The sequence below is a fragment of the Reichenbachiella carrageenanivorans genome (assembly GCF_025639805.1).
Lineage (GTDB): Bacteria > Bacteroidota > Bacteroidia > Cytophagales > Cyclobacteriaceae > Reichenbachiella > Reichenbachiella carrageenanivorans.
In genome coordinates this window covers 2,503,736-2,524,451 of sequence record NZ_CP106735.1, presented here as the reverse complement: position 1 = coordinate 2,524,451, position 20,716 = coordinate 2,503,736, and the positions used below count along the sequence as shown (strand labels likewise).

11 protein-coding genes are annotated in these 20,716 nt (G+C 43.5%); 1 reads left to right on the top strand and 10 read right to left on the bottom strand.

What is annotated here, in order from left to right:
* Window positions 1-358: 358 nt before the first annotated feature.
* Window positions 359-4,513: a two-component regulator propeller domain-containing protein gene (locus N7E81_RS09975; protein WP_263049442.1), complete on the top strand. Its 4,155-nt coding sequence runs from the start codon at window positions 359-361 to the stop codon at window positions 4,511-4,513.
* 23 nt (window positions 4,514-4,536) lie between these two features.
* Here N7E81_RS09975 and N7E81_RS09970 read toward each other — a convergent pair whose 3' ends face one another.
* The 10 genes from N7E81_RS09970 to N7E81_RS09925 form a co-directional block, all read right to left on the bottom strand.
* Window positions 4,537-5,604: a peptidylprolyl isomerase gene (locus N7E81_RS09970; protein WP_263049441.1), complete on the bottom strand. Its 1,068-nt coding sequence runs from the start codon at window positions 5,602-5,604 to the stop codon at window positions 4,537-4,539.
* 2 nt (window positions 5,605-5,606) lie between these two features.
* On the bottom strand, window positions 5,607-8,513 hold the full coding sequence (locus N7E81_RS09965) for a CBM96 family carbohydrate-binding protein (RefSeq protein ID WP_263049440.1): 2,907 nt from the start codon (window positions 8,511-8,513) through the stop codon (window positions 5,607-5,609).
* Between the two features lie 474 nt (window positions 8,514-8,987).
* On the bottom strand, window positions 8,988-12,149 hold the full coding sequence (locus tag N7E81_RS09960; RefSeq protein ID WP_263049439.1) for an efflux RND transporter permease subunit: 3,162 nt from the start codon (window positions 12,147-12,149) through the stop codon (window positions 8,988-8,990).
* Window positions 12,150-12,179: 30 nt separating this feature from the next.
* Window positions 12,180-13,310, bottom strand: a complete 1,131-nt coding sequence (locus N7E81_RS09955) for an efflux RND transporter periplasmic adaptor subunit (protein ID WP_263049438.1) — start codon at window positions 13,308-13,310, stop codon at window positions 12,180-12,182.
* Between the two features lie 6 nt (window positions 13,311-13,316).
* The gene (locus N7E81_RS09950; RefSeq protein WP_263049437.1) at window positions 13,317-14,621 is read right to left on the bottom strand and encodes a TolC family protein; all 1,305 of its coding nucleotides are present in this window, start codon (window positions 14,619-14,621) and stop codon (window positions 13,317-13,319) included.
* A 56-nt stretch (window positions 14,622-14,677) separates the two neighbouring features.
* Window positions 14,678-15,229 (bottom strand): TetR/AcrR family transcriptional regulator, encoded by a 552-nt coding sequence (locus N7E81_RS09945; protein ID WP_263049436.1) that lies wholly within the window; start codon window positions 15,227-15,229, stop codon window positions 14,678-14,680.
* Window positions 15,230-15,754: 525 nt separating this feature from the next.
* The gene (locus N7E81_RS09940; RefSeq protein WP_263049435.1) at window positions 15,755-16,807 is read right to left on the bottom strand and encodes a S66 peptidase family protein; all 1,053 of its coding nucleotides are present in this window, start codon (window positions 16,805-16,807) and stop codon (window positions 15,755-15,757) included.
* Between the two features lie 96 nt (window positions 16,808-16,903).
* Window positions 16,904-17,740, bottom strand: coding sequence for a DUF4625 domain-containing protein (locus N7E81_RS09935; RefSeq protein WP_263049434.1), 837 nt, complete (start codon window positions 17,738-17,740; stop codon window positions 16,904-16,906).
* 45 nt (window positions 17,741-17,785) lie between these two features.
* On the bottom strand, window positions 17,786-20,125 hold the full coding sequence (locus N7E81_RS09930) for a TonB-dependent receptor (RefSeq protein ID WP_263049433.1): 2,340 nt from the start codon (window positions 20,123-20,125) through the stop codon (window positions 17,786-17,788).
* Between the two features lie 25 nt (window positions 20,126-20,150).
* Window positions 20,151-20,579, bottom strand: a complete 429-nt coding sequence (locus N7E81_RS09925) for a Fur family transcriptional regulator (RefSeq protein WP_263049432.1) — start codon at window positions 20,577-20,579, stop codon at window positions 20,151-20,153.
* Window positions 20,580-20,716 lie beyond the last annotated feature (137 nt).

Genomic DNA, 20,716 nt, shown 5'->3' with positions numbered 1-20,716 from the left:
TATAAAGGCTAATGTTGATAAATATTCTACGTAAACTGGGTGTAACATTTTTCTTGTCGTATGGGATCAGAATGGCAGCGAATTAAATATCTTGCTTATCTGGATTCTAAACAAGACATACTAAAAGAGGTAAAACTCCCAACTACACCCTCATAGAATCCAAGCTTCATTGCGCCTTTAGCAGCAAGGAACAATGAATGGAAGTTTTTGAATGTCGTCTTTAGCCAATGACCCACTCAAAAACACTTCAACCAAGACTGAACCATGACCATCCTATCCGCTTTGCACCCTCTATAGAACAGAGGCTATGAAGCAAATAGTTTAGCGAGAGAAGAATTGATTAAAATTGAATAGCAGCATGATCAAAAAAAGTAAGGAAAACATCGTAACAGATCTAACCCAACTTTGGAAACACAGACCATATCTGAGTAGCCATACCCTCGGAAAGTCTCTGTCTCTGCTTTTTACACTTTGTATATACAACCTATCAGCCGCAGTGGCTCAGTCGCTGCCCATCATAGATGCACATATCGAATCGCTAGACAATCCAGTATATGCCATTACACAGGACAAAGACGGATTTCTATGGTTTGGCTCCCAATATGGCCTCATCAAATATGACGGCTCCTACTCCGAAACCTTTATTTCTGACGAACAAGACAGTACCACTCTGATAGACAACTGGGTATGGTCTCTATACAACGACAGTCAAAACAACCTATGGGTAGGCACCAGTCGCGGGCTCAATCTATGGTCGAAACAAAACAATTCATTTATTCATATTCCACTTATCGGCAGTAATGAAGACGAGCGATACACCCTGATAAGAGAGATCTATGAAGACGACAATGATCACCTCTGGATATGTACCAACAATGGGCTGTATATGGGCTCTATCACAGATCGTGAATTCAATCGGTTTGAATGGACCTACAACTATAATGACAACCAAGCGTTGGACGTCAAGGACATCATGAGTTATTATGGAGACTTGATGGTGTTATCCCAATTCGGCATTTCTGTCATTTCATCAGAAGGCGAAACATACTCAAACAAACCCTATCCCAACCAGATATTGACTGATGCTAAAAAATCAAACCCAAGATCTTTGGTACTCGACGAAAAAGACAGTGTAGTCTGGATTGGCAATCAAAACGAATACAAAGGCCTTACCCGATATGATCTAAAATCTGATAAGAAAAGTAAATTTAGAATAGCCGATAGGCTCAATGCCAACTCCATTCGTGTGATCAAACAATACCAGCAAGACGAACTCCTCATAGGCACTAGGAATGGGCTTTACTTGTTTCATACAAAAACCGAAAAACTAGCCCCCCTACTGCTCAACCGCTCCATCAAAGACATCTTTCTCTCCGCCGATGGTAGCTTTTGGGTGGCTACTTACCACGGTGGTATCTATCATTTTGTAAGTCAAGGCAGTACATTCGAACTGGTCAACAAATCTACCAGTGCGAAAAAAAGCTACTATGACCCGAGCCATGTGATCTGCTCGATAGTAGAAACAGAAGACGACAACCTATGGTTCGGAACCAACCAAGGCTTGTTTTACCTACCTACATCTTCGGATAGCCTAAAAAACGAAAAAACGATATCTGTACGCAAAGCCGACGACATTAGAACTCGCTGCATGGTCTACGACGGAAAAGGCAATATATGGATCGGTACCAGCGATGGAATCATCAAATACGACCGTATCAATGACATCCTAAAAACCTATCCCCTAGACGACAATCTGGATAACAGTCTAAAGGAAATAAACAATATCATATATGCCAATAATCAGATATGGGTGGCAACGAATGGCAGCGGGCTCTACGGCTTTGAGCCAGACAAAGAGGAATTCACACAGTACTACAACCATTTCAACAGATCCTCAAATTTCATATTCGCATTGAACGCCACCGAAAATGGTACAATCTGGATTGGATCCAATGCAGGTCTGTCGGCGTTTGACTCTAAGACTGCTCAAACACTATCGATCCATGGCAAAAACTTAAATTTCGAACATCGTAACATACGAGTCATCAAACGAGACCTCAACAATAGACTATGGATAGGCACTGAAAACTCGGGACTTATATTTTACGACCCGAGGACAAATGAACACAGGACCTTGACCAAAGAGGAAGGCCTGTACAGCAATAGAGTGAAGTCCATGGAAATAGACGAAAAACAAAACCTGTGGGTAACTACCTTTGAAGGAATCTCTAAAATAGAAACCAATCACCCCACAAATATTCATGCACTCAAATTCAATATCGTGGATTTTACCGTGAATAACCTGGGCACAGAGGTATTGTTTCTACCCCGGTCCTCTGTAACATCCACCCAGGGTGAAATGTATTTTGGAACCAGAAATGGACTGATCAAATTCAATCCGTCTAAAATCAATTCCAGTCATGTATTTCCTAAAGTTTGGTTGAAGGATTTGTCTATCAACCAGCAAAGCATCATGAAAAATGACGACCTCCTAGCTAAATATGGAAATGTACAGAACCTAAAGTCTATCGCATTCAATCATGACGAAACCATCATCAAGTTATTTCTATCCACAATCAACTATAGCCAGCAATATCACATCTACTATTCTTATTTCCTTGAGGGCTTGTCTCCAGAATGGCAAATGCTGGATGAAAACACCTTGAATTTAAACTATCTACCCCCAGGCAAATACACACTAAAACTTAAAGCCAGCAGCTCGAATCAGGTCTGGTTTGAAGATTATACTTCGATCGATATCGTCGTACACCCTCCGTTTTACAAATCGGCCTTCGCTTTTGTTATATACACCGTAGTGATACTACTATTGATGTATTTGTTCTACCATTTTTCTGCTACCTGGCAAGCACTAAAAAACAAACTCAAGGTGGAAGAACTTGAAAAGAAAAAAGCAGCGGAATTGTCTCAGCTCAAATCTCAGTTTTTCATCAATATTTCACATGAATTCAAACTGCCTCTCACGCTCATCTTGTCTCCTATAGAAGACATCCTTGCACAAAAAGTAGAGCCAGCGGTAAAGAAAAGGCTCAAAATAGCTAAACGAAATGCGGAGAACATACTAAACCTAATCAATCAAATCGTGGATGTGCGAAAACTAGAAACCGGCAACAGCATCTTGCGCATACAACATCTCGATTTGGTATCATTTACCCGGCATACGGCAGTCGATTTTTTTGAATTATCTAAAATCAAAAACATTGACTTCAACATCATTGCTGAAGAAGAAGAATTTCCAGTATGGATCGACCCCACCAAGTTTGTATTTGTGATCAACAACCTGGTGTCCAATGCCTTTAAGCACAGCAATGAAAATGGCAAGCTCAATCTGTACATCAAAAAGCATGTAAATGCAGAAGGCTCAACAGTAAATGAGCGCATAGATTTGATTATCGAAGACAATGGCAAGGGATACGCGGCAGAAGATATCCCCCACCTGTTCGACAGATTTTATCACCTGTCGAAAAATGGCAGCCGTATCTCCATGAGTGATGGCATAGGACTAGACCATTCCAAAAAAATCATTAGTCAGCACCACGGCACAATCAGTGTAGAAAGTATCCAAGGAGACGAAAAACGAGCAGGGTTGACTAAAATGTGTATTTCTCTAAAAGTTGGCCACGAGCATTTCGACCCGTCAGATATAGCCGATGAAATTTTGAAGAAATACGAGGAAACTTCCTTGTCAAAAGAAAACTACGAGCCTATAGAGAAAATCGAGGAATCTAATCCAGACCAAGGCAATCATGGACAAAACATTTTGGTAATCGACAAAGACGAAAACATCACTAAAAGCATACGCAATCAGCTACAAGACCAATACCACATTTACTCCACCAAAGATGGCATGGAGGGATGGAAGGTGGCCTTAGATCTAATGCCTAGCCTCATTATCATCAATGAGGAACTAGAGATCATCGATGGCGTAGAACTGTGTCAGAAAATAAGGACTGATGAGCGGACATTGAATATTCCTATCATTTTCCTAATGAAAGAAAAGCGCGACGATAGTTTTCATCGCGACCTAAATGCAGATGAGTATATAGAAATCGACAAAAACTTAGACTCCATCAAAAGCAGAGTGAATACGCTGATCTCAAGAAGAGAAAAAATCCGTATGCAGTTTGAGAAAAAATCATTGTTAATGCCCGAAAACATTTCCTCTCATGAGGAAAACCTGATCAAGGATGCAATCAAATATATCGATGATAATATTTCGGACACAAACTTGTCTGTGGATCGACTAAGCAAAGAAATCGGAATCAGCAGGGTACACTTTTACCGCAAGATCAAATCCTTGATGAATATGTCTCCCAACGAGTTTATCAGGTCTTATCGAATCAGAAAAGCGGGGCAGCTGCTCTCTCAGAAGAAAGTAAACATCGATCAGATCCGACACATGGTCGGGTTTAATGATTCAGATTATTTCCGATCATGCTTCAAAAAAGAATTTGGCATGACTCCTTCAGAGTACAATAAGAAAAACGTGTCTTAAGCTATAACTAAACTGCAGAATCGCTAAGGTTGGACCTTCATACGATCAAATGACTCCTGATTGATCACGACCTTAGCTTGAGCACTCAGGCTGTCTAACAACTCCTGATAGTGATTCTTGCGATAGTACCAAATGACGTCTCTTTCAATTTCGTCATATGGATACGCTTTAGGAGCTGCTTTTTCGATGCCATGCATCAAATAAATGGTAGAACGACCTATAAAGGTTTTGATTTCATTGGTATCAAGTCCTAATGCCCAAGCGTTGAGTTGGCCTTCTACGTCTTCTTCTCCTAAGACCTCATCACTCTTGACAAAAGTTTGATGTCGGTACTGCCCTCTTGGGTAACCTGCCGCTATGCTACGCATATCTGCGCCATTGGTGAGTGCCGCTTCGGCAGATTCAACTTGCGAAAGTAGCTGCTTTTTATCCTTCGATCCATCAAATTCAAATTCAAGATATTCTGCTTCTACTTCTGGTATATAGACAAACCACTTCTCTTTATTCAATTCATAATAAGCTTTGATCTCGGCTGGACTCGGCGTGAATAGCTTTTCGTAAGCCATTTCCTGGAGATTATTGAACAAACTAGCATAGAAATAGTCGTAAAAATCTTCGAATTTTCGCTCCACAGGACCGTATACAATCCCTCCACTTGCTTTTTTGAGTTTTCGGCTTGCATTGTCCTGCACCCACCAATGCTGCAGTGAATCGTAGGTAAACTCTTTGATTAGCCCCATTTGAGTGGCCAAACGCTGTCTAGATTTGATCTCAACCAACTGAGCTAGAGCCATTGCTTTGATATATTCCTTTGGGGTCTTGTCTCCATACTTGGTTTCCCAAAATTCAGTATGTGCATTTACTCCCCACTCTTGATAATAGTAGTTGTAGGTTCTGGCTATATTTCGGTCGAGATACAGCCTAAACTCGGCTTCGGTCACTGGCAAATCATCTATCTCAACAAAATACTCCTTTTGTGCTGGAGAGCATCCTTGTAACACCCATAGGCACATAAAAATCAAACCTTCGACTCCTGAGAGTCGAAGGTTTGAAAACTTATTATTTATAACCGAAGTCATTAAAAATCTCATCCTTATTTTCTAATCAATTTACCAGTAATAGCATCACCATTTCGTCTGTTGATATGGTAGATCAACGTACCCGTTGAATCATTTGCTGCTGGTCTCCAAGTTAAGGTTTTACTTCCATCATCGGTATTTAGATTGGCAATACTTTTTCCTGACATGTCGTAGATCACAACACTTTCTGCATCTACAGGCAAGTTAAAGTTGACTTCATCTACGAATGGGTTAGGATAAGCAAGCACCAGAGCAGGCACATCTACAGTAGCAGTAACCAGTTTCTCTTCTGCATACTCATGCGCACCTATATCTGGCAGACCATTGTATAGAGCGTTGCCCCAAAAATCCTGTCCGCCATTATTTTCTATCACTTTACCTGCATCTATACAAATGGACGTTTCCTGTAGTTTGTATCCCTGTAAGATGTTAGGATATTCATCCCAATCAATATCCTCACCTCCTGTACCTGGATCTACAAGACTAGGATTGGTCGTGAGGTAATTTGTCCCTTTGGGTGAAATGTTATAAAAACAGTTGTTTTCGAAAGTACAGTTGATTGGGAGCCCTTGTGTACTAGTCCCCCAAGTAGCCTCATTTTCGAAGTAGAAAATGTTATTATAAAATTCGGTGTTTAAAGCCGTTCTCACACCAAATACTTCGATGGTATAATCTGACGAGACATAAAAGGTATTATTATACACATGTGCATCTGTGAGTCCTCTGTCACTATTAAACCCATATCGGAAAACGGAGTGCTTATCGTTCTGAGCGATGTTGTATCTAAACACAACATTTTCGTTAGTTGCTCTTTTCATGATACCCAGTGTCCAGTTGTTGTCGTGGCTATAGTTGTATTGGATATATGTGTTTTGCGACTGATAATCGGCATCATATCCACCTCTATCTTTATCGGTAGATGGCCCTACGTTGCCATAGGCTTCATTATACTGAATCACAAAGTCGAGCGTGTTATAGTTGTACACGTTATGCCCTGTCATTTTTCGACTTGAATCTTTGAACAAATTATGCTCTACCAAAGCCTTCTCACTTACCCGTATCACCGCATTATTTCGTCCTGTAGGCCCGATCACGTTTTCGGTCACTACTACTTCCTGGAACAACTTACGATCTTCTCCCAATTGGATTTTCCCGTGTGTTGATTCGGTAGAAATACCCATACCACTCACCAAGTCACCGCCTAGTTCTCCTCCTATTCTGTTATTCTGAATTTTCAAATCTCTGTACCACGCTGGGTCAGACGATCCACTGCTTACCGTGACAGTAATGCCTCCTGTTTCTTTTCCTTCGTTCGGCGCATCTGCCAACGACACCTCTCCATTGATCATATGGATGTAGCAATTGCGGATATAGATATGGTTAAACTCACCAGCTTCTGTTACATCTACCATGATACCCCACAAATTACTTTGATAGGTATTTGAGCCATCAGAGTTGGTGATTTCTAAATTGTTGATTTCCCAATATTCGGCATTTTCTAAGAAAACAGTAGGCAAGCCTTGGCTACCTCCTCCTCCATTGAAAATCGGCTTGTTGCCTGTACCGTACATATCTACTATGATCGGGCTTCCTTCGATACCTGAGCCATTCAAGGTCAATCTCTCATTCCATACAGATCCTGTTTTGAAAAGTACTTTCTCTCCTGGTAGGAAAGTATGGCTGCTCACTTTTTGCAAAGTCTTCCATGCTGTTCCTTCACTCGTACCTGCATGGCCATCGTCACCCGAAATGGCATCTACATAATAAGAATCTGGTGCCGTTGTAGTCACCGAAACTTCATTAGAATACGCAGAGTTACCTCCTGCATTGAAAGCTCGTATTCGGTAAATATAAGTAGTTGATGGGTTCAATTCTTTGTCAGAAAAACTAACAAGGTCTTCATCTAATTCTTCTACTTCAGCAAAGTCTCCCGTTGTTTTTCTTTCTAATGAAAATCCACGCTCGTTTGTCGCATTGTCTGTCCAAGTCAGATTTACCTGATACCCCGTACTGCTAACTACAGCAAGCACAGTAGGTGCTGCGGGTGGTGCAGGTGGTGCATCAGTAGTCTTAGACACAGCTGAGCTAGCATCAGATTCGTTTCGAGAATCGTCTACCGCAGTTACCGTATAGAAATAGGTAGTAGATGGCAATAAATCAATATCGCTATAACTGGTAGCTGTGATTTTTTCAGCTATCTGCGTGTATGTACTACCATTATCAGACGAACGCATGATATTGTAATGTGCTAAATCTCCTTCTGCGCTGGCATTCCATGTCAAATCTATTTCGCTATCGCTAAGTACCGTAGCAGACAAGCCTACAGGCGCGGCAGGCGCTACTTGGTCGTTGCTCATCACCAATACCAACTGTGGGCGATCGTCAGAAGAAACAGCTTCTTTAGAATGGTAGTAGATCACCTCTTCGCCACTCGAACTCAGCGCCAAAGAAATCACCTGATCCCCTTCGTATTCTATTTCTACCTGATCAGTCAAATCTATTTCTAACCAAGCGTCTTTTGCAGGGCTTCTTTCGCCTCCCAACTCAGCTCCTGGCGTGGGCTTGTTGTCCCACGTAATCGAAGTTTCTACCCAAGAATCGTCCGCCACAAAAAAGGCCGTATGCGTGTCGATATCTCCACCGCCACCACCTTGAGCTACTTTGAGTCTAAGGATAGCACTCACTACTACTGGCTCGGTAAGTGATGACAAATCGAATTTTAAATAAGTCTCTCTCGTCCACTCATCTGACCCTCCTAATTTACAATCCAGCTTTTCTTCAGCCCCATAATTATCATTGGAAAAATCTCCTCCCCGCACATAGCTATCTGCTGCAGGAGTAAGTACTTCTTGTGCATGGCCCATCAATGGCATAACAATACTCAGCACCACGATGGACAGAACCGTATACATTTTACTCATAGTCTTGCTTTCTTAAATTTAGCATTTTGAAATGAATCTCAACCCACCTCAAAATATCGTTGTCAATTTTTGATCTAACACAAACTTGTCTAAATCCTTCACGCAAGAGCGCAGTATAATTATCCATAATTACCTGATACATGATACATTTCTCATATCGCTGTATCCTTTTACCCAGAGTCCTGTTACATATACCCCGTTACTTGGCCTGTCAAGCGGCTTGGCTGTCTTGTAAAGACTTTGATAAACTTAGTTTCTGTAGAACTACATAGGTTCAACGGCAAATTGAATCACTACACTTTAAGCTCTAGTATTCTGGGGGAATTCCTTTCTTTTACAGGATCACACAAACATTAACCTGACAAACAAATGATCTGCAAACTGCCACTTTCAAAACCATAAACAAAACAAGGGCTGCCCTCTCGAGCAGCCCTATCTAACAACCAAAAACTATAAACTATATATGATCTTTATCTACGAAGGCTCACTCGAAGCTTGTGCCTCTAGCGCTGCCAATCCTTTTTTGCCATAGGCCAGTTTGGTAATGACCACATACAATACTGGCACAACGAATATGGCTAAGAACGTAGCGGCAAGCATCCCTCCGATCACCGTCCACCCGATGGTCTGACGAGCCACAGCACCTGCACCAGACGCCATCGCCAAAGGCACCACACCCAGAATAAAGGCCAGCGATGTCATGATGATTGGACGCAACCTAAGTTTGACGGCCTCGATGGTAGCCGCTATCAACTCCATCCCAGCATCTACCCGCTCTTTGGCAAATTCCACAATCAGGATGGCATTTTTCGCTGCCAAGCCGATCAACGTGATCAATCCAATCTGTGCATATACATTGTTGCTTAGGTGTGGCAAAAACGTGAGTGCCAAGATCGCTCCAAACGCACCCAATGGCACGGCAAACAAAATCGAAAACGGTACCGACCAGCTTTCGTACAGAGCCGCCAACAGCAGCAAGACAAACACGATCGACAGTCCAAATATGACAATCGTACTGTTGCCTGCCGAGAGTTCTTCCCTACTCAGCCCTGAAAAGTCATAACTATACCCTGCTGGCAATACTTCGGCAGCTACTTCTTTGAGTGCATCCATGGCCTGTCCACTACTGTAGCCTGGTGCAGCCCCCCCATTGATCTCCGCAGATCTAAATAGATTGTAATGCGAGATTACAGGCGCACTTTCCACCACTTTGTAAGTCACCAGCGCACTCAGCGGAATAGACTCTCCTCGCTGATTTTGCACATAATATTTCTCTAGATTTTTAATGTCCATTCTGTATAGGGTATCGGCCTGAGCCACCACACGGAAGTTTCGGCCGTAACGTGTAAAGTCATTCACATACTGGCTTCCCATAAAAGACGACATGGTAGAAAACACATCCGAAACTCGTACTCCCAGCTTCTTGGTTTTCTCACGATCTACTTCTACATGATACCCAGGCGCTCTAGCGGTAAAAAAGCTATACGCCATCGCGATCTCTGGCCGCTGATTGGCCGCCATGAGAAATTGCCCCAGTACGCTTTCGAGTTCTTTTACATCTCCACCAGCACGCTGCTCTAGCATAAAACTAAACCCGCCTGTCTGACCCAATCCAGGAATAGCTGGAGGCGAAACCACCCGAATGACCGCTTCGTGAATACCTGCAAACTGCCCGTTGAGCTGATTGATTACACTTTGCAGTTGAAGCGAAGGATCTTTTCGCTCTGCCCATGGGTGCATTTGCAAGAAGTAGGTCGCACTATTGGATTTGAATGAGAAGTTGATCGCATTCAAACCTGCAATACCAGTGTAGTTTTTGATGGCTTTGTGCTCCGCCAATATATCACCCACCTTATCCATCGTCTCTAAGGTTCTGGCAGTAGATGAGCCTTCCGGCAATTCCATGGCAATGAACAAACGACCTTCATCTTCGGAAGGAATAAAGCCCGTAGGCTTAGCGGCAAACATACCCACCGTGCCTACATAAATACAGGCCAATATCACCAGAACCATAGGTGTAGCTTTGATCGATTTTTTCACTCCTTGCCCATAAGACTGCGTTACACGCTCAAACCAAGCATTGAACCGAAAGAAAAAACGATTGATCCCTGTAGATTTATCAGACAGGTTCATTGGTCTCAGCATAAGTGAACAAAGCGCTGGTGTAAGCGTAAGTGCCACGAAAGCAGAGATCAAAACAGAGATCGCAATCGTGATCGCAAACTGCTGATACAATCGCCCCACAATACCAGGGATAAAACCTACTGGGATAAACACCGCCGCCAAAATCAAGGCAATAGCAATCACTGGCGCAGTAATGTCTTTCATGGCTCGCTTGGTCGCTTCTTTTGGCGAAAGCTTCTCGTGATCTATATAATGCTGTACGGCTTCCACCACCACAATGGCATCATCCACCACAATACCAATGGCCAATACAAACCCGAATAGAGTCAAGGTATTGATTGTAAAGCCAAGTGGGATAAAGAAGATGAATGTACCGATGATAGACACTGGAATCGCCAAGATAGGCACCAGTGTAGCTCTCCAACTTTGCAAAAACAAAAACACCACGATGATCACCAACAGCAAGGCCTCTCCTAGCGTATGTAGCACCTCCTCGATAGAAACCTCCACCACAGAAACCGACTCAAAAGAGACCACATAATCCACGTCATTCGGAAATGCCGTTTTCAATTCTTCAAGTACTTTATTCACTCCATCTGCTGTACCCAAGGCATTGCTACCTGGTGCCTGATAGAGCAGCAATAGTGCTGTAGGGTGACCATTGACCAACGACGCCCGACCATAATCAAACCTACCAAACTCTACCCGTGCAATGTCTTTCAGATACACTATAGACCCATCTTCAGGGTTAGTTCTGACGATGATGTCCTCAAACTCTTTTTTAGTCGACAGACGACCATTTACAGTGACAGGATATTCGAAAGCCTGCTCATCTACCTGCGGCATAGCGCCTACTTTGCCCGCAGCCACTTGTAGGTTTTGCTCTTGAATAGCAGCATTTACCTCTTGGTTGTTGATACCGTATTGAGCCATCTTGTCTGGTTTGAGCCAAAGGCGCATACTAAAATCCTGCCCGAGTGCTCGCACGTCTCCCACTCCAGGCACACGCAGCAAGGCATCCCGCACAAAGATGTTGGTGTAGTTGTCGAGATAAGCCACGTCATGTGTGCCTTCTGGCGAATAGATCCCCACTACCATCATGATACTTGGGTTTCTCTTTCGCACCTCTAGTCCCAACCTTCTCACCACTTCAGGGAGACTTGGCTCGGCTATGCTTACCCTATTTTGTACATCTAGGGTGGCTATATCGATATCCGTACCTACTTCAAAAGTTACGTTCATCTGCATCTGGCCCGTGCTGGTACTATTGGACGACACATAGGCCATACCTGGCGTACCGTTTACTTGCGTTTCTACAGGTGTAGCTACGGTCTGCTCTACAGTGAGCGCATCTGCGCCTGTAAAATTGCCCGATATAGAAACCACCGGAGGGGTGATTTCTGGATACTGCGTCACTGGCAGATTAAGAATGGCCAGCGTCCCTACGAGCAATAGCAATATGGATATGACTATCGCCGTGACTGGGCGTTTTATAAATACATCAGATATCATCTTCGTTATTTTGTGATCTTATCAAATTGATTACTTAGCAGTAGCTGCCTGAATGGGTGCTCCTTGTCTTAGCTTTTGGAGCCCATCTACTACGAGGCGTTCTCCTCCCTTTAGACCATCGCGTACGACCACCTGATCGCCTACTACAGTGCCCAAGTGAATACGCAACTGATTCGCTTTGCCCTCTTGCTCCACATAAACAAAGTACTCTCCCATCTGCTCCACTACGGCTTTGAACGGGATCGTAATCTGGTCTCCGTGGTCTTGATTTAGCACTTTCACCGACATGGTCATCCCTGGGATCAGTTCTCGGTCAGGGTTAGGAAAGCTCAGTCGAATCGTAATAGTACCCGTCTGACGGCCTACTGCCCGATCCATCGCCAACACGCGTCCTTGATAGGGATACTGCATTCCGTTGGTATAGGCCAGCCTAAACAAAGAATCGATCTGCCCTTCTTTCTTCAATCTGATAAACCTTGGAATTTCTTTTTCATTGATTACAAAATCTACAGCCATCGGGTCGTCCGATGAAATGGTATTGAGCAGCGGCTGTCCTGGCGATACCTGCGTGCCTTCTCTCACTTGGTGCAAGCCTATGGAGCCCGCAAATGGCGCTTTCACCACCGAGTACTGTAGGTCATTGGCAGAGGAAGACAATCTGGCTTTGGCGGCGGCTACTTCTGCCACGGCCGACTTATAGTCTGCTTTTGCATAGTCTACTTTCTGACTAGCTATTGCATCTTTGGCATAGAGTGCTTCATACCTTTTCAGATCCTGCTCTACACGTGCTAAGTTGGCTTCTGCAGTTGCCAAGTTTGATTTTTCTTGCTGGTAGCTCGCTACATATTTCGTACGATCCACTTCATAGAGTTTTTGTCCCTTGGTCACAGTTGCACCGTCTTTCACAAAAATCTTGGTGATATAGCCCGAGAGTTGAGACCTCAGCTCAACTTCATTGACAGGCACTACAGTAGCAGGGTAGGTATCTACACCCGTCACTTCACTACGAGTCACGTCTATCATAGAGACTACAGCTGGCCCAGGTACTCTGGGCGAAGTGTTGCCACTGCTACAAGCCATCGCCACTACGGCCAGTAGGCCTAAAAGGAGTCCATTGGTTATCTTATTGATGCTTTTCATTTGCTTATATACTTTACTCATTATTTCTTAGTTGATATCTACTGCTCCAATGGCTTTCTGAAAATCTAGTTTACTAGATAGCAATTGGTAAACTGCATTTAGGTAATTAAGCTGTGAGGCCTGTAATTCGGTTTCGGCTACGATCACATCTACATAGGCTTTGATGCCTTCATCGTATTGTAACTTGATGGTGTTGTACACGTCTTGCGCCAAATCCGCATTGCTCTTGAGTGTCACCATGTCGGTATAGTCACTTTTGTATCTGGCCAGTGAGGTCACATATTCTGTATTGATGGCTCTGGTGGCATCCGCCATAGTCACTTCCAGCCTCGATTCTCGTAAGCTGGCCATCTTGATTTCTTGGTTTCGTTTATTACCTTGAAAAATGGGAATACTTGCCGTAATACCTATACTAGACGTCGGAAAGGCATTGCTATATAGATCTCCAAAACTATTATCAAAATACTGTGGGTTGTAATTGGCGTAAGCCGATATTTTAGGAATCAGTCCCATTTTTTGGTAACTCGTACTCAGTTTGAGCAATTCCAAGTCTGTCTGTAGCTGACGAAACTCTACTCGATTGTCCACCACAAGGAGCTGTGTGGTATCTAGTGCCACTTCCTCTCTCAGTACCTCTTTGGTCGCAAACGCTAAGTTTAGGTTTTTGTCCACAGGATAACCCATCAACTGCTTGAGATAGGCTGTTTTAGCCTTCATCCCCTCTTCTGTACGCTTTTTGGCACTTTTAGAATTGGCCAATGTAATGCTGGCTCGCTGATAATCCGTCTTGTCTACCACACCATTTTCATACTGGTTGTATGAATCGTTGTATTGCTTTTGCTGTCGCACGATGTTGCTATTGAGGATACTCAACTGCTCACGGGTAAGTAGGATATCGTAATAGGCCTTACTCACGTCTACTACGGTATTAATCTTCTGATAGGTGATGTCCTGCTGTAGCTGCTGCTTTCGATGACTCGATGCCCTACTGGCCAATAGTACTTCGTTGCTATAGAGTGTCTGCTCTGCTCTAAGCATGAGGTTCGAATTGTAGTTTCTACCAATCTGAATGACCTGATCCCCAAAGGCCGTACTGGGCAGTTTCAGGTTATTGGCCAAGGTAAAATCGGCCGTAACCTGCGGCAGCCACTCAGACAAACTTGCATTGATCTCGTGTTGCCCAATTCGCTCGTCGAGCAAGGCTCGTTCCATGTCGGCCTTATGCTGCATGGCATAATCAATACACTGATCCAGTGTAAAACTATCTTGGGCTCTGGCTGTCGCACCTCCTAATACACACATCATGAGCCATATGCTCAATTTCTTTTTCATATTCACCTATGTTTCTTTCTTGTTGTTTATCTATTCTTATGAGTACTATTGAGCGATCAGGCTGATAGTCCTTTCCAAAGCAAATCGATGATACTGTTGATCTCCAGTTTGCTCAGGTTGAGATTTTTATAAAACTTCATTTTCAAAGCAGAAATCGTATTGCCTATCATGAGACTAGAAAGGATATCCGAACGACTTTTAGTGATCAGCCCTGCTGCCATTCCCTCCTCCAAAAAGTCTTCGAACAACTCCAAAACAGGATTACTTTTCACATCCTTGAAATACGGAGAGTTGACAAACTGCTCATAAAATCTCAGTACATAGGAGTGCTCGATATGATAATCGTACATCGCCCACCAAATCGCATAAAACCGATCTTTATAGGCCAGTGTAGGATCATTGGCTTGCTCCAAACGAACCTGTACCTGCTCTATATGGGTAGCGTACAGCACACATATCATCTCCTCTTTGCTTTTGAAATAATGATATATCGTACCTGCAGCCACATCGGCATGCTTGGCCAACTGCCCCATAGACATGCCATGAAAGCCATAATCGTTGATCAGCTCGAGGGCGCTTTGAAAAATTGCTTGCTTTCTATCTCTCATTCTACAAATATAGATTGAATGTTCATTCGGTTTTACTCAATAAAGAAAAAAAGGTTGCTAAAAGGAATAAGTATTTGTGAAAAAAATTAACATTTGACCATAAGCCACAGCCAGCAACCACCTAACCCTGTCAACTCCCAACTGCTGACGCCAGTAGTGTGACTTTTCTGATGTATGTGGTGTTCGTTTTTTTGATGCAGATCACCCCTCCAAAAAACCACCAGATGCACGTTATAAAACTGAAATGCTTTTTGTTAGACTTAGACTATTCCTTAAAAACAAAAAGAACTTACGATATGCGAAGTGGAGAACTATATTCAAGAGTAGATTAAGCTTGAAGAAGCTAAACTCCATCTCGCCAAAAATAAACACCCTTTATAATGGCTCGACAAGAGAAGATATTAGAAATGCAATAACTTAGATTTATCCGATAGCTAACATGCTGTGGTAAGATCATGCTCGGACAGTGCTAGATGAGAGATTTTTTTGCATTCTGGATGCTCCGCCAAATCATAAATTTGGCGATCACACCACCCCAGCCTCCATCAGCTGCAAACTAGCCTTCTCCACATCCAGCTCTGCTCGAGCACCAAAAGGCAATGTAGCATTGTCGTCGATGTGTCCGATGGGCAGCCCGTAGAGCACTGGGATTTTCAGGTCACTAAATCGGTCCGCAAGCACGTTTTCTAGGCTGGTCGACAAAGCAAAATCTGGATCATCTGGTTTGGTCTCGCAGCCCTTGAATACACCCATCGCTATGCCTTTGGCCTGAGCCAACTTACCTGAGTTGAGCAGCTGTGTGAGCATGCGATCTACTCGATAGGGCGACTCTCCTACCTCTTCTATAAACACAATCTTGCCTGCAAAACCAATATCATAAGGTGTACCCATGAGCGAACACATCAAGCTCAAATTGCCTCCTACCAAAGCCCCTTCGGCTCGACCAGACACAAGTGGCAAGGTCTGATAGGCTGGATCTGCAAGCTGCTCCCAGTCTTTTGGCACTTCATATTTCACATTGTTTTTACTCCTCATCAAGACCTGGTCAAATCCCTTGGTCGTGAAGTCCGAATACTCCGAAGCTCCTACTGGCCCATGAAAACAAACCAAACCCGTTTTTTTGTGAATCCCATATAACAACGCCGTAATATCGCTATAGCCGATGAGCACCTTTGGATTGGCCTTGATCAGGTCATAATTGATATCAGGCAGCAGTCGACCAGAACCATAGCCACCTCGCGCACATACGATTCCATCGATCGCTGGGTCTTCGAACATGCGGTGCAGGTCATCGAGCCGCTGCTGGTCTGTGCCAGCCAAAAAACCTTTACGCACGGCCATGTTGTCCGTATAGCGCACCACAAACCCCATGGCTTCCAGATTGGCTACTGCCTTTTCGAAGGCCTGACGTGTCACGGCACTGGCAGGAGTAATCAACCCAATGGTATCACCCTTTTGCAAGGCTTTGGGCTTGATGAGTGCTTGCTGGTCTTTAGCCTGTGCCTTTGCCACACTTACCGTGAGCAAAGTAGCCGCAGAAGCAGCGGCTGATTTCTTGACAAAATTTCTTCGATCCATACGATCGAAAATAGGTAATTAGAATGGGACATTTATATCGACTAACAAAAAAAGGGCTTCGTGCCCTTTTTTTGTTAGTCGATATTTCAATTCAAATCAATCAAAATGAATTTCTATTGTACTGCGGCTTACATTACCATCTTCGTCGGTTGCCTGTACGATCAAATAAAGATGCTCTCCATCTTCTAGTTCATCCATATCCTCCTGATTAACAACAATGGATTCGCTAGCCAGCAAGTCTTGCAGCAATACGGAAGATTCACCTTCTACTTCATACTCTTCTTCAAAAATATGATCCTCTAGCACACGGCCATGACTATGGTCGTGATCCTCATCCTCACCTTCCTCAAGGTGACCTACCATAATGTACACATGATCCAACGTACCTGATTCGTCTTCTACTTCACCATAAATTGGCAAGTTTTCTCCTAATACGCCCTCGATCTCATCAATTTCCACATCATTTTCATCCGTAAAATGAATATGGGCCATGTCTTCATTTTCAATCCATATTTCTATCTCAATACTCGAATCATCTTGAAAAGAAGTAGCATTGCCTGCGGCATCTATCGCCTCTACTATAAAATGATAGGGGCCAGCAGTAGCTGTAGCATCAATCTCAATCTCCTGCTCGATATGCGCAGCAGTACCTTCAGCCTCATAGCTTTCGCTAAATGCAAACTGAGCAAGCACTCTACCATGTGAGTGACCATCGAAGTTGCTATGAATAGAAATGCTGTACGTAGCCAAACCTTGATCATCGCTCAAGTCACCGTGCACATGCATGGTACTTCCAGCAGCAAATGCCTCACCGCTTATCGGGTCTTCCAGGGTAATCTCTGGCGCAATAGTATCCACTGTATCGCTCTCGTCGCAAGCATACAGAACTGGCAGTGCCAGCATCATCATCAACCAATTTTTCGTGTTTCTCATTTGAATTTTCATTTATGCAATAATATTGCAATATTAATGTTAATGTTATTGTATTGCAAGAGGTATGTGCAGAGATATTACAAAATTTCGCCCTTGCTCAGGTAAATTGAGCAAACGATAACGGCTCAAATGGTTGTAGTATTCTTTATCGAGCAGGTTTTGAGCAGAAAAAGCCAGCTGTGCCGTATTCTTTTTCCCCATAGCCAGTCCCATACCTACATTGGCGCCCAATAGCCAATAGCCAGGGGTCGTATTTTCATTACGATCCACACGGTTTTGATCAAAAACCCATTTAGCATTTGTACCAAAGTGAATATCCTTGAGCCATGAGCTTTTGAGTTCGATCCCATACTCCAATTCGGTATATAGCGATCCTGGCGGTGTAAAGGGCAAGGGTAGTTTAGTGTCTAAGTTATAATTATAGACATATTCATAGGCTGCCCGCCAATGCAATTCATCTAACATGTGGTATTCCATGGCCACTTCTGTACCTGCAAACACGGCATCGTTTTGTCGATATTGGTAGATCTGCCCGCTCTCCGCTGGCAAGAAGGGATTGAGATCCGACGAAAACTGTGTGGTAGCCGCCAAATAAATGAACCCATCGAAATAGGAAGCAAACGGCGTAACGACCAAACTGAAATTTTTCTTCTGATAACTTAAACTAAAATCGACCTGAAGGCCACGTTCGGAGGTAAGGTCACTATTGCCCAGCTCGTACCGAAAAGTGCCATGGTGCAGCCCATTGATTGCCAGTTCGTTGGGTGTGGGTACTCGAAAACTCGACCCCAAATTAAGCTTCATATTGAGTAAATCATTGGGATAAAAGGAAAGTCCCAGCGCGCCCGACACATTGAAATAATCTCGATTCAAATCCTCATTGTACTGAAAAAAATCTGTACCATCAGATTCACTATATCCAGTGATATCACGAGTGGCATAATCCAACCGCAGCCCTCCCGTAGCGGTAAATCGCCTTGCCCAACTGTATTCTTCATAGGCAAACAACCCAACCGAACTACTCGTAAACGCTGGCAAAAGAAAGGCAAAACCATCCCAATCATGCCATTGATATTGTCCTTGCAAGCCAATAATACGTGTGTGAGACTCCGAAGATCGCCAGAAATAACGGGTATTCACGCTCAAAGTCTGCAGATCCAACCCATGCTCCAGCGTGCCATCAGGACCTTCCTCTCTACCATGGGCTGTAGGGTCAGAGTGCTCCTCGCGCTGGTTTCGCTGATACCCCCAGTCCATTTCCAACCAATGCCCTCCTAATAAGACATTGGAATTAGAGGACACCTTAAAATGATTCGTCTTTTGATAAGGGATATCAATATTTCTGCTAGAGCCGTCTGGCTCCAGCTGGTACGATCGAGGAATGCCTACTGCGCCAGCGAATAATCCTGCCTTTTGATGAAAATTGCTCACCGTCAGGGTAGAATAACCCCAATTTTTTTTAACCCCAGACATCAAAGTAAAATTTCTTTCTTTTCCTGCCGTATTCTTTAAGCGCTCGTCGTAGATAGGTAAACTGTAGCCATTGTAGGTAAACTGATCCGCAGGCACACGATAGTCTCCAAAATCCTGTGTACTAAACCTGCCTCTATATACCCAGTCATTTTTCTCTCCTTGCACCATGGCCGATGTCCCTATCAAATGATTGTTGGACTTGTATATCCCCTGTACTCCCCCTTCTATCTCTTTATCATGCGGTATGGCTGGTGGGAAAATATTGATCACGCCCCCCAAACCATCTGAGCCATACATCAACGAACCTGGTCCTTTGATAATCTCTACTCGTCCTGGTTCGAACATATCAATCTCCAGCCCATGGTCTGTCCCCCATTGCTGGCCTTCTTGCTTCACTCCTTTGTCGTTTACGATTACCCGATTAAAGCTCATACCTCTAATCACGGGTTTAGATATGCCTACACCAGTATTAATTGCGCTGACTCCAGGGATATCTTCTAAAGAATTGACGAAAGTCCCTTTTCTGTTTTTAGCTAAAAATTCGGCATCCAGAATTTCCATGGGCAAGGTTTGCTCTTTAGGGCCCGTTTTGTAGTGATTAGATTCTACTACGATTTCACTGAGTTCCAATGTGGTAGGTTCTAAATATATTTTGATATGATCTTCTCCCTGCCCCAGGGTCTTCACCATGGTCTGGGCTTTGTAACCCATGTAGCTGACATGCAAATGATAAGTAGCCAAACGGATGTTTTCGAATAAAAAACGACCATCTATGTCTGTCACCTTTGCTAGGTTCAGCTCATGTATACTGATCATTGCACCTGGGAGCGGCTCTTTGTTTGCTGCATCATAAATCACCCCAGAAATTTGAACCTGAGACAAAGCCGAAAAACTAACGAGTAGGCTTATCATTAACCACAAAAAATGCTTCATAGTATCAAGCCTCCACAATGCACGCCCCACAGACGCCATTCACGATGATATCTACAGCACCTAACTGATAATGCTGGGGTAAGTGGATAGCAGGCAAAGTAATGGCCTCTTCTATACACTCCAACTGGCCGCATGAATTGCACTTGAAGTGTAGATGATCATGATGATGCTCCGAAGGGCTGCATGTATCAAAACATACACCATAAGAAGCTATACCGTTATCATTAGGAATTTTGTGTAGTACTCCGCTTTCAAGAAAGCTGTGCAATGTACGATAGAGTGTGACTCTATCGTATGCGGTGAGTTTTTCTTCGAGATCTTTTTGAGACAGCGCCTGTCTACTATTGATAAACAAATCGAGCACGTCTAATCGACAGTCGGTCACTCGCATGCCATGCCTTTTAAGTATTTCTTTTCGTCCTTTCGTTTCCATAAGTGCAAAGATAGCCAATTTGCAATGTCATTGCATTTAAAATATAGATTCTTTATCCACTCCTCCTCGCAAAAACCCGACTATTTAGTTTTATGACTCTAAAAATAGTTGCATAACTAAATATTTAGTTATACATT

What these genes read in the sequence shown, in the direction of transcription:
- N7E81_RS09930 (WP_263049433.1), bottom strand. Translation starts at nt 20,125, where the DNA reads ATGATAAGCCTACTCGTTAGTTTTTCGGCTTTGTCTCAGGTTCAAATT.
- N7E81_RS09960 (WP_263049439.1), bottom strand. Translation starts at nt 12,149, where the DNA reads ATGATATCTGATGTATTTATAAAACGCCCAGTCACGGCGATAGTCATA.
- N7E81_RS09955 (WP_263049438.1), bottom strand. Translation starts at nt 13,310, where the DNA reads ATGAGTAAAGTATATAAGCAAATGAAAAGCATCAATAAGATAACCAAT.
- N7E81_RS09950 (WP_263049437.1), bottom strand. Translation starts at nt 14,621, where the DNA reads ATGAAAAAGAAATTGAGCATATGGCTCATGATGTGTGTATTAGGAGGT.
- N7E81_RS09970 (WP_263049441.1), bottom strand. Translation starts at nt 5,604, where the DNA reads ATGAGATTTTTAATGACTTCGGTTATAAATAATAAGTTTTCAAACCTT.
- N7E81_RS09965 (WP_263049440.1), bottom strand. Translation starts at nt 8,513, where the DNA reads ATGAGTAAAATGTATACGGTTCTGTCCATCGTGGTGCTGAGTATTGTT.
- N7E81_RS09975 (WP_263049442.1), top strand. Translation starts at nt 359, where the DNA reads ATGATCAAAAAAAGTAAGGAAAACATCGTAACAGATCTAACCCAACTT.
- N7E81_RS09935 (WP_263049434.1), bottom strand. Translation starts at nt 17,740, where the DNA reads ATGAGAAACACGAAAAATTGGTTGATGATGATGCTGGCACTGCCAGTT.
- N7E81_RS09925 (WP_263049432.1), bottom strand. Translation starts at nt 20,579, where the DNA reads ATGGAAACGAAAGGACGAAAAGAAATACTTAAAAGGCATGGCATGCGA.
- N7E81_RS09940 (WP_263049435.1), bottom strand. Translation starts at nt 16,807, where the DNA reads ATGGATCGAAGAAATTTTGTCAAGAAATCAGCCGCTGCTTCTGCGGCT.
- N7E81_RS09945 (WP_263049436.1), bottom strand. Translation starts at nt 15,229, where the DNA reads ATGAGAGATAGAAAGCAAGCAATTTTTCAAAGCGCCCTCGAGCTGATC.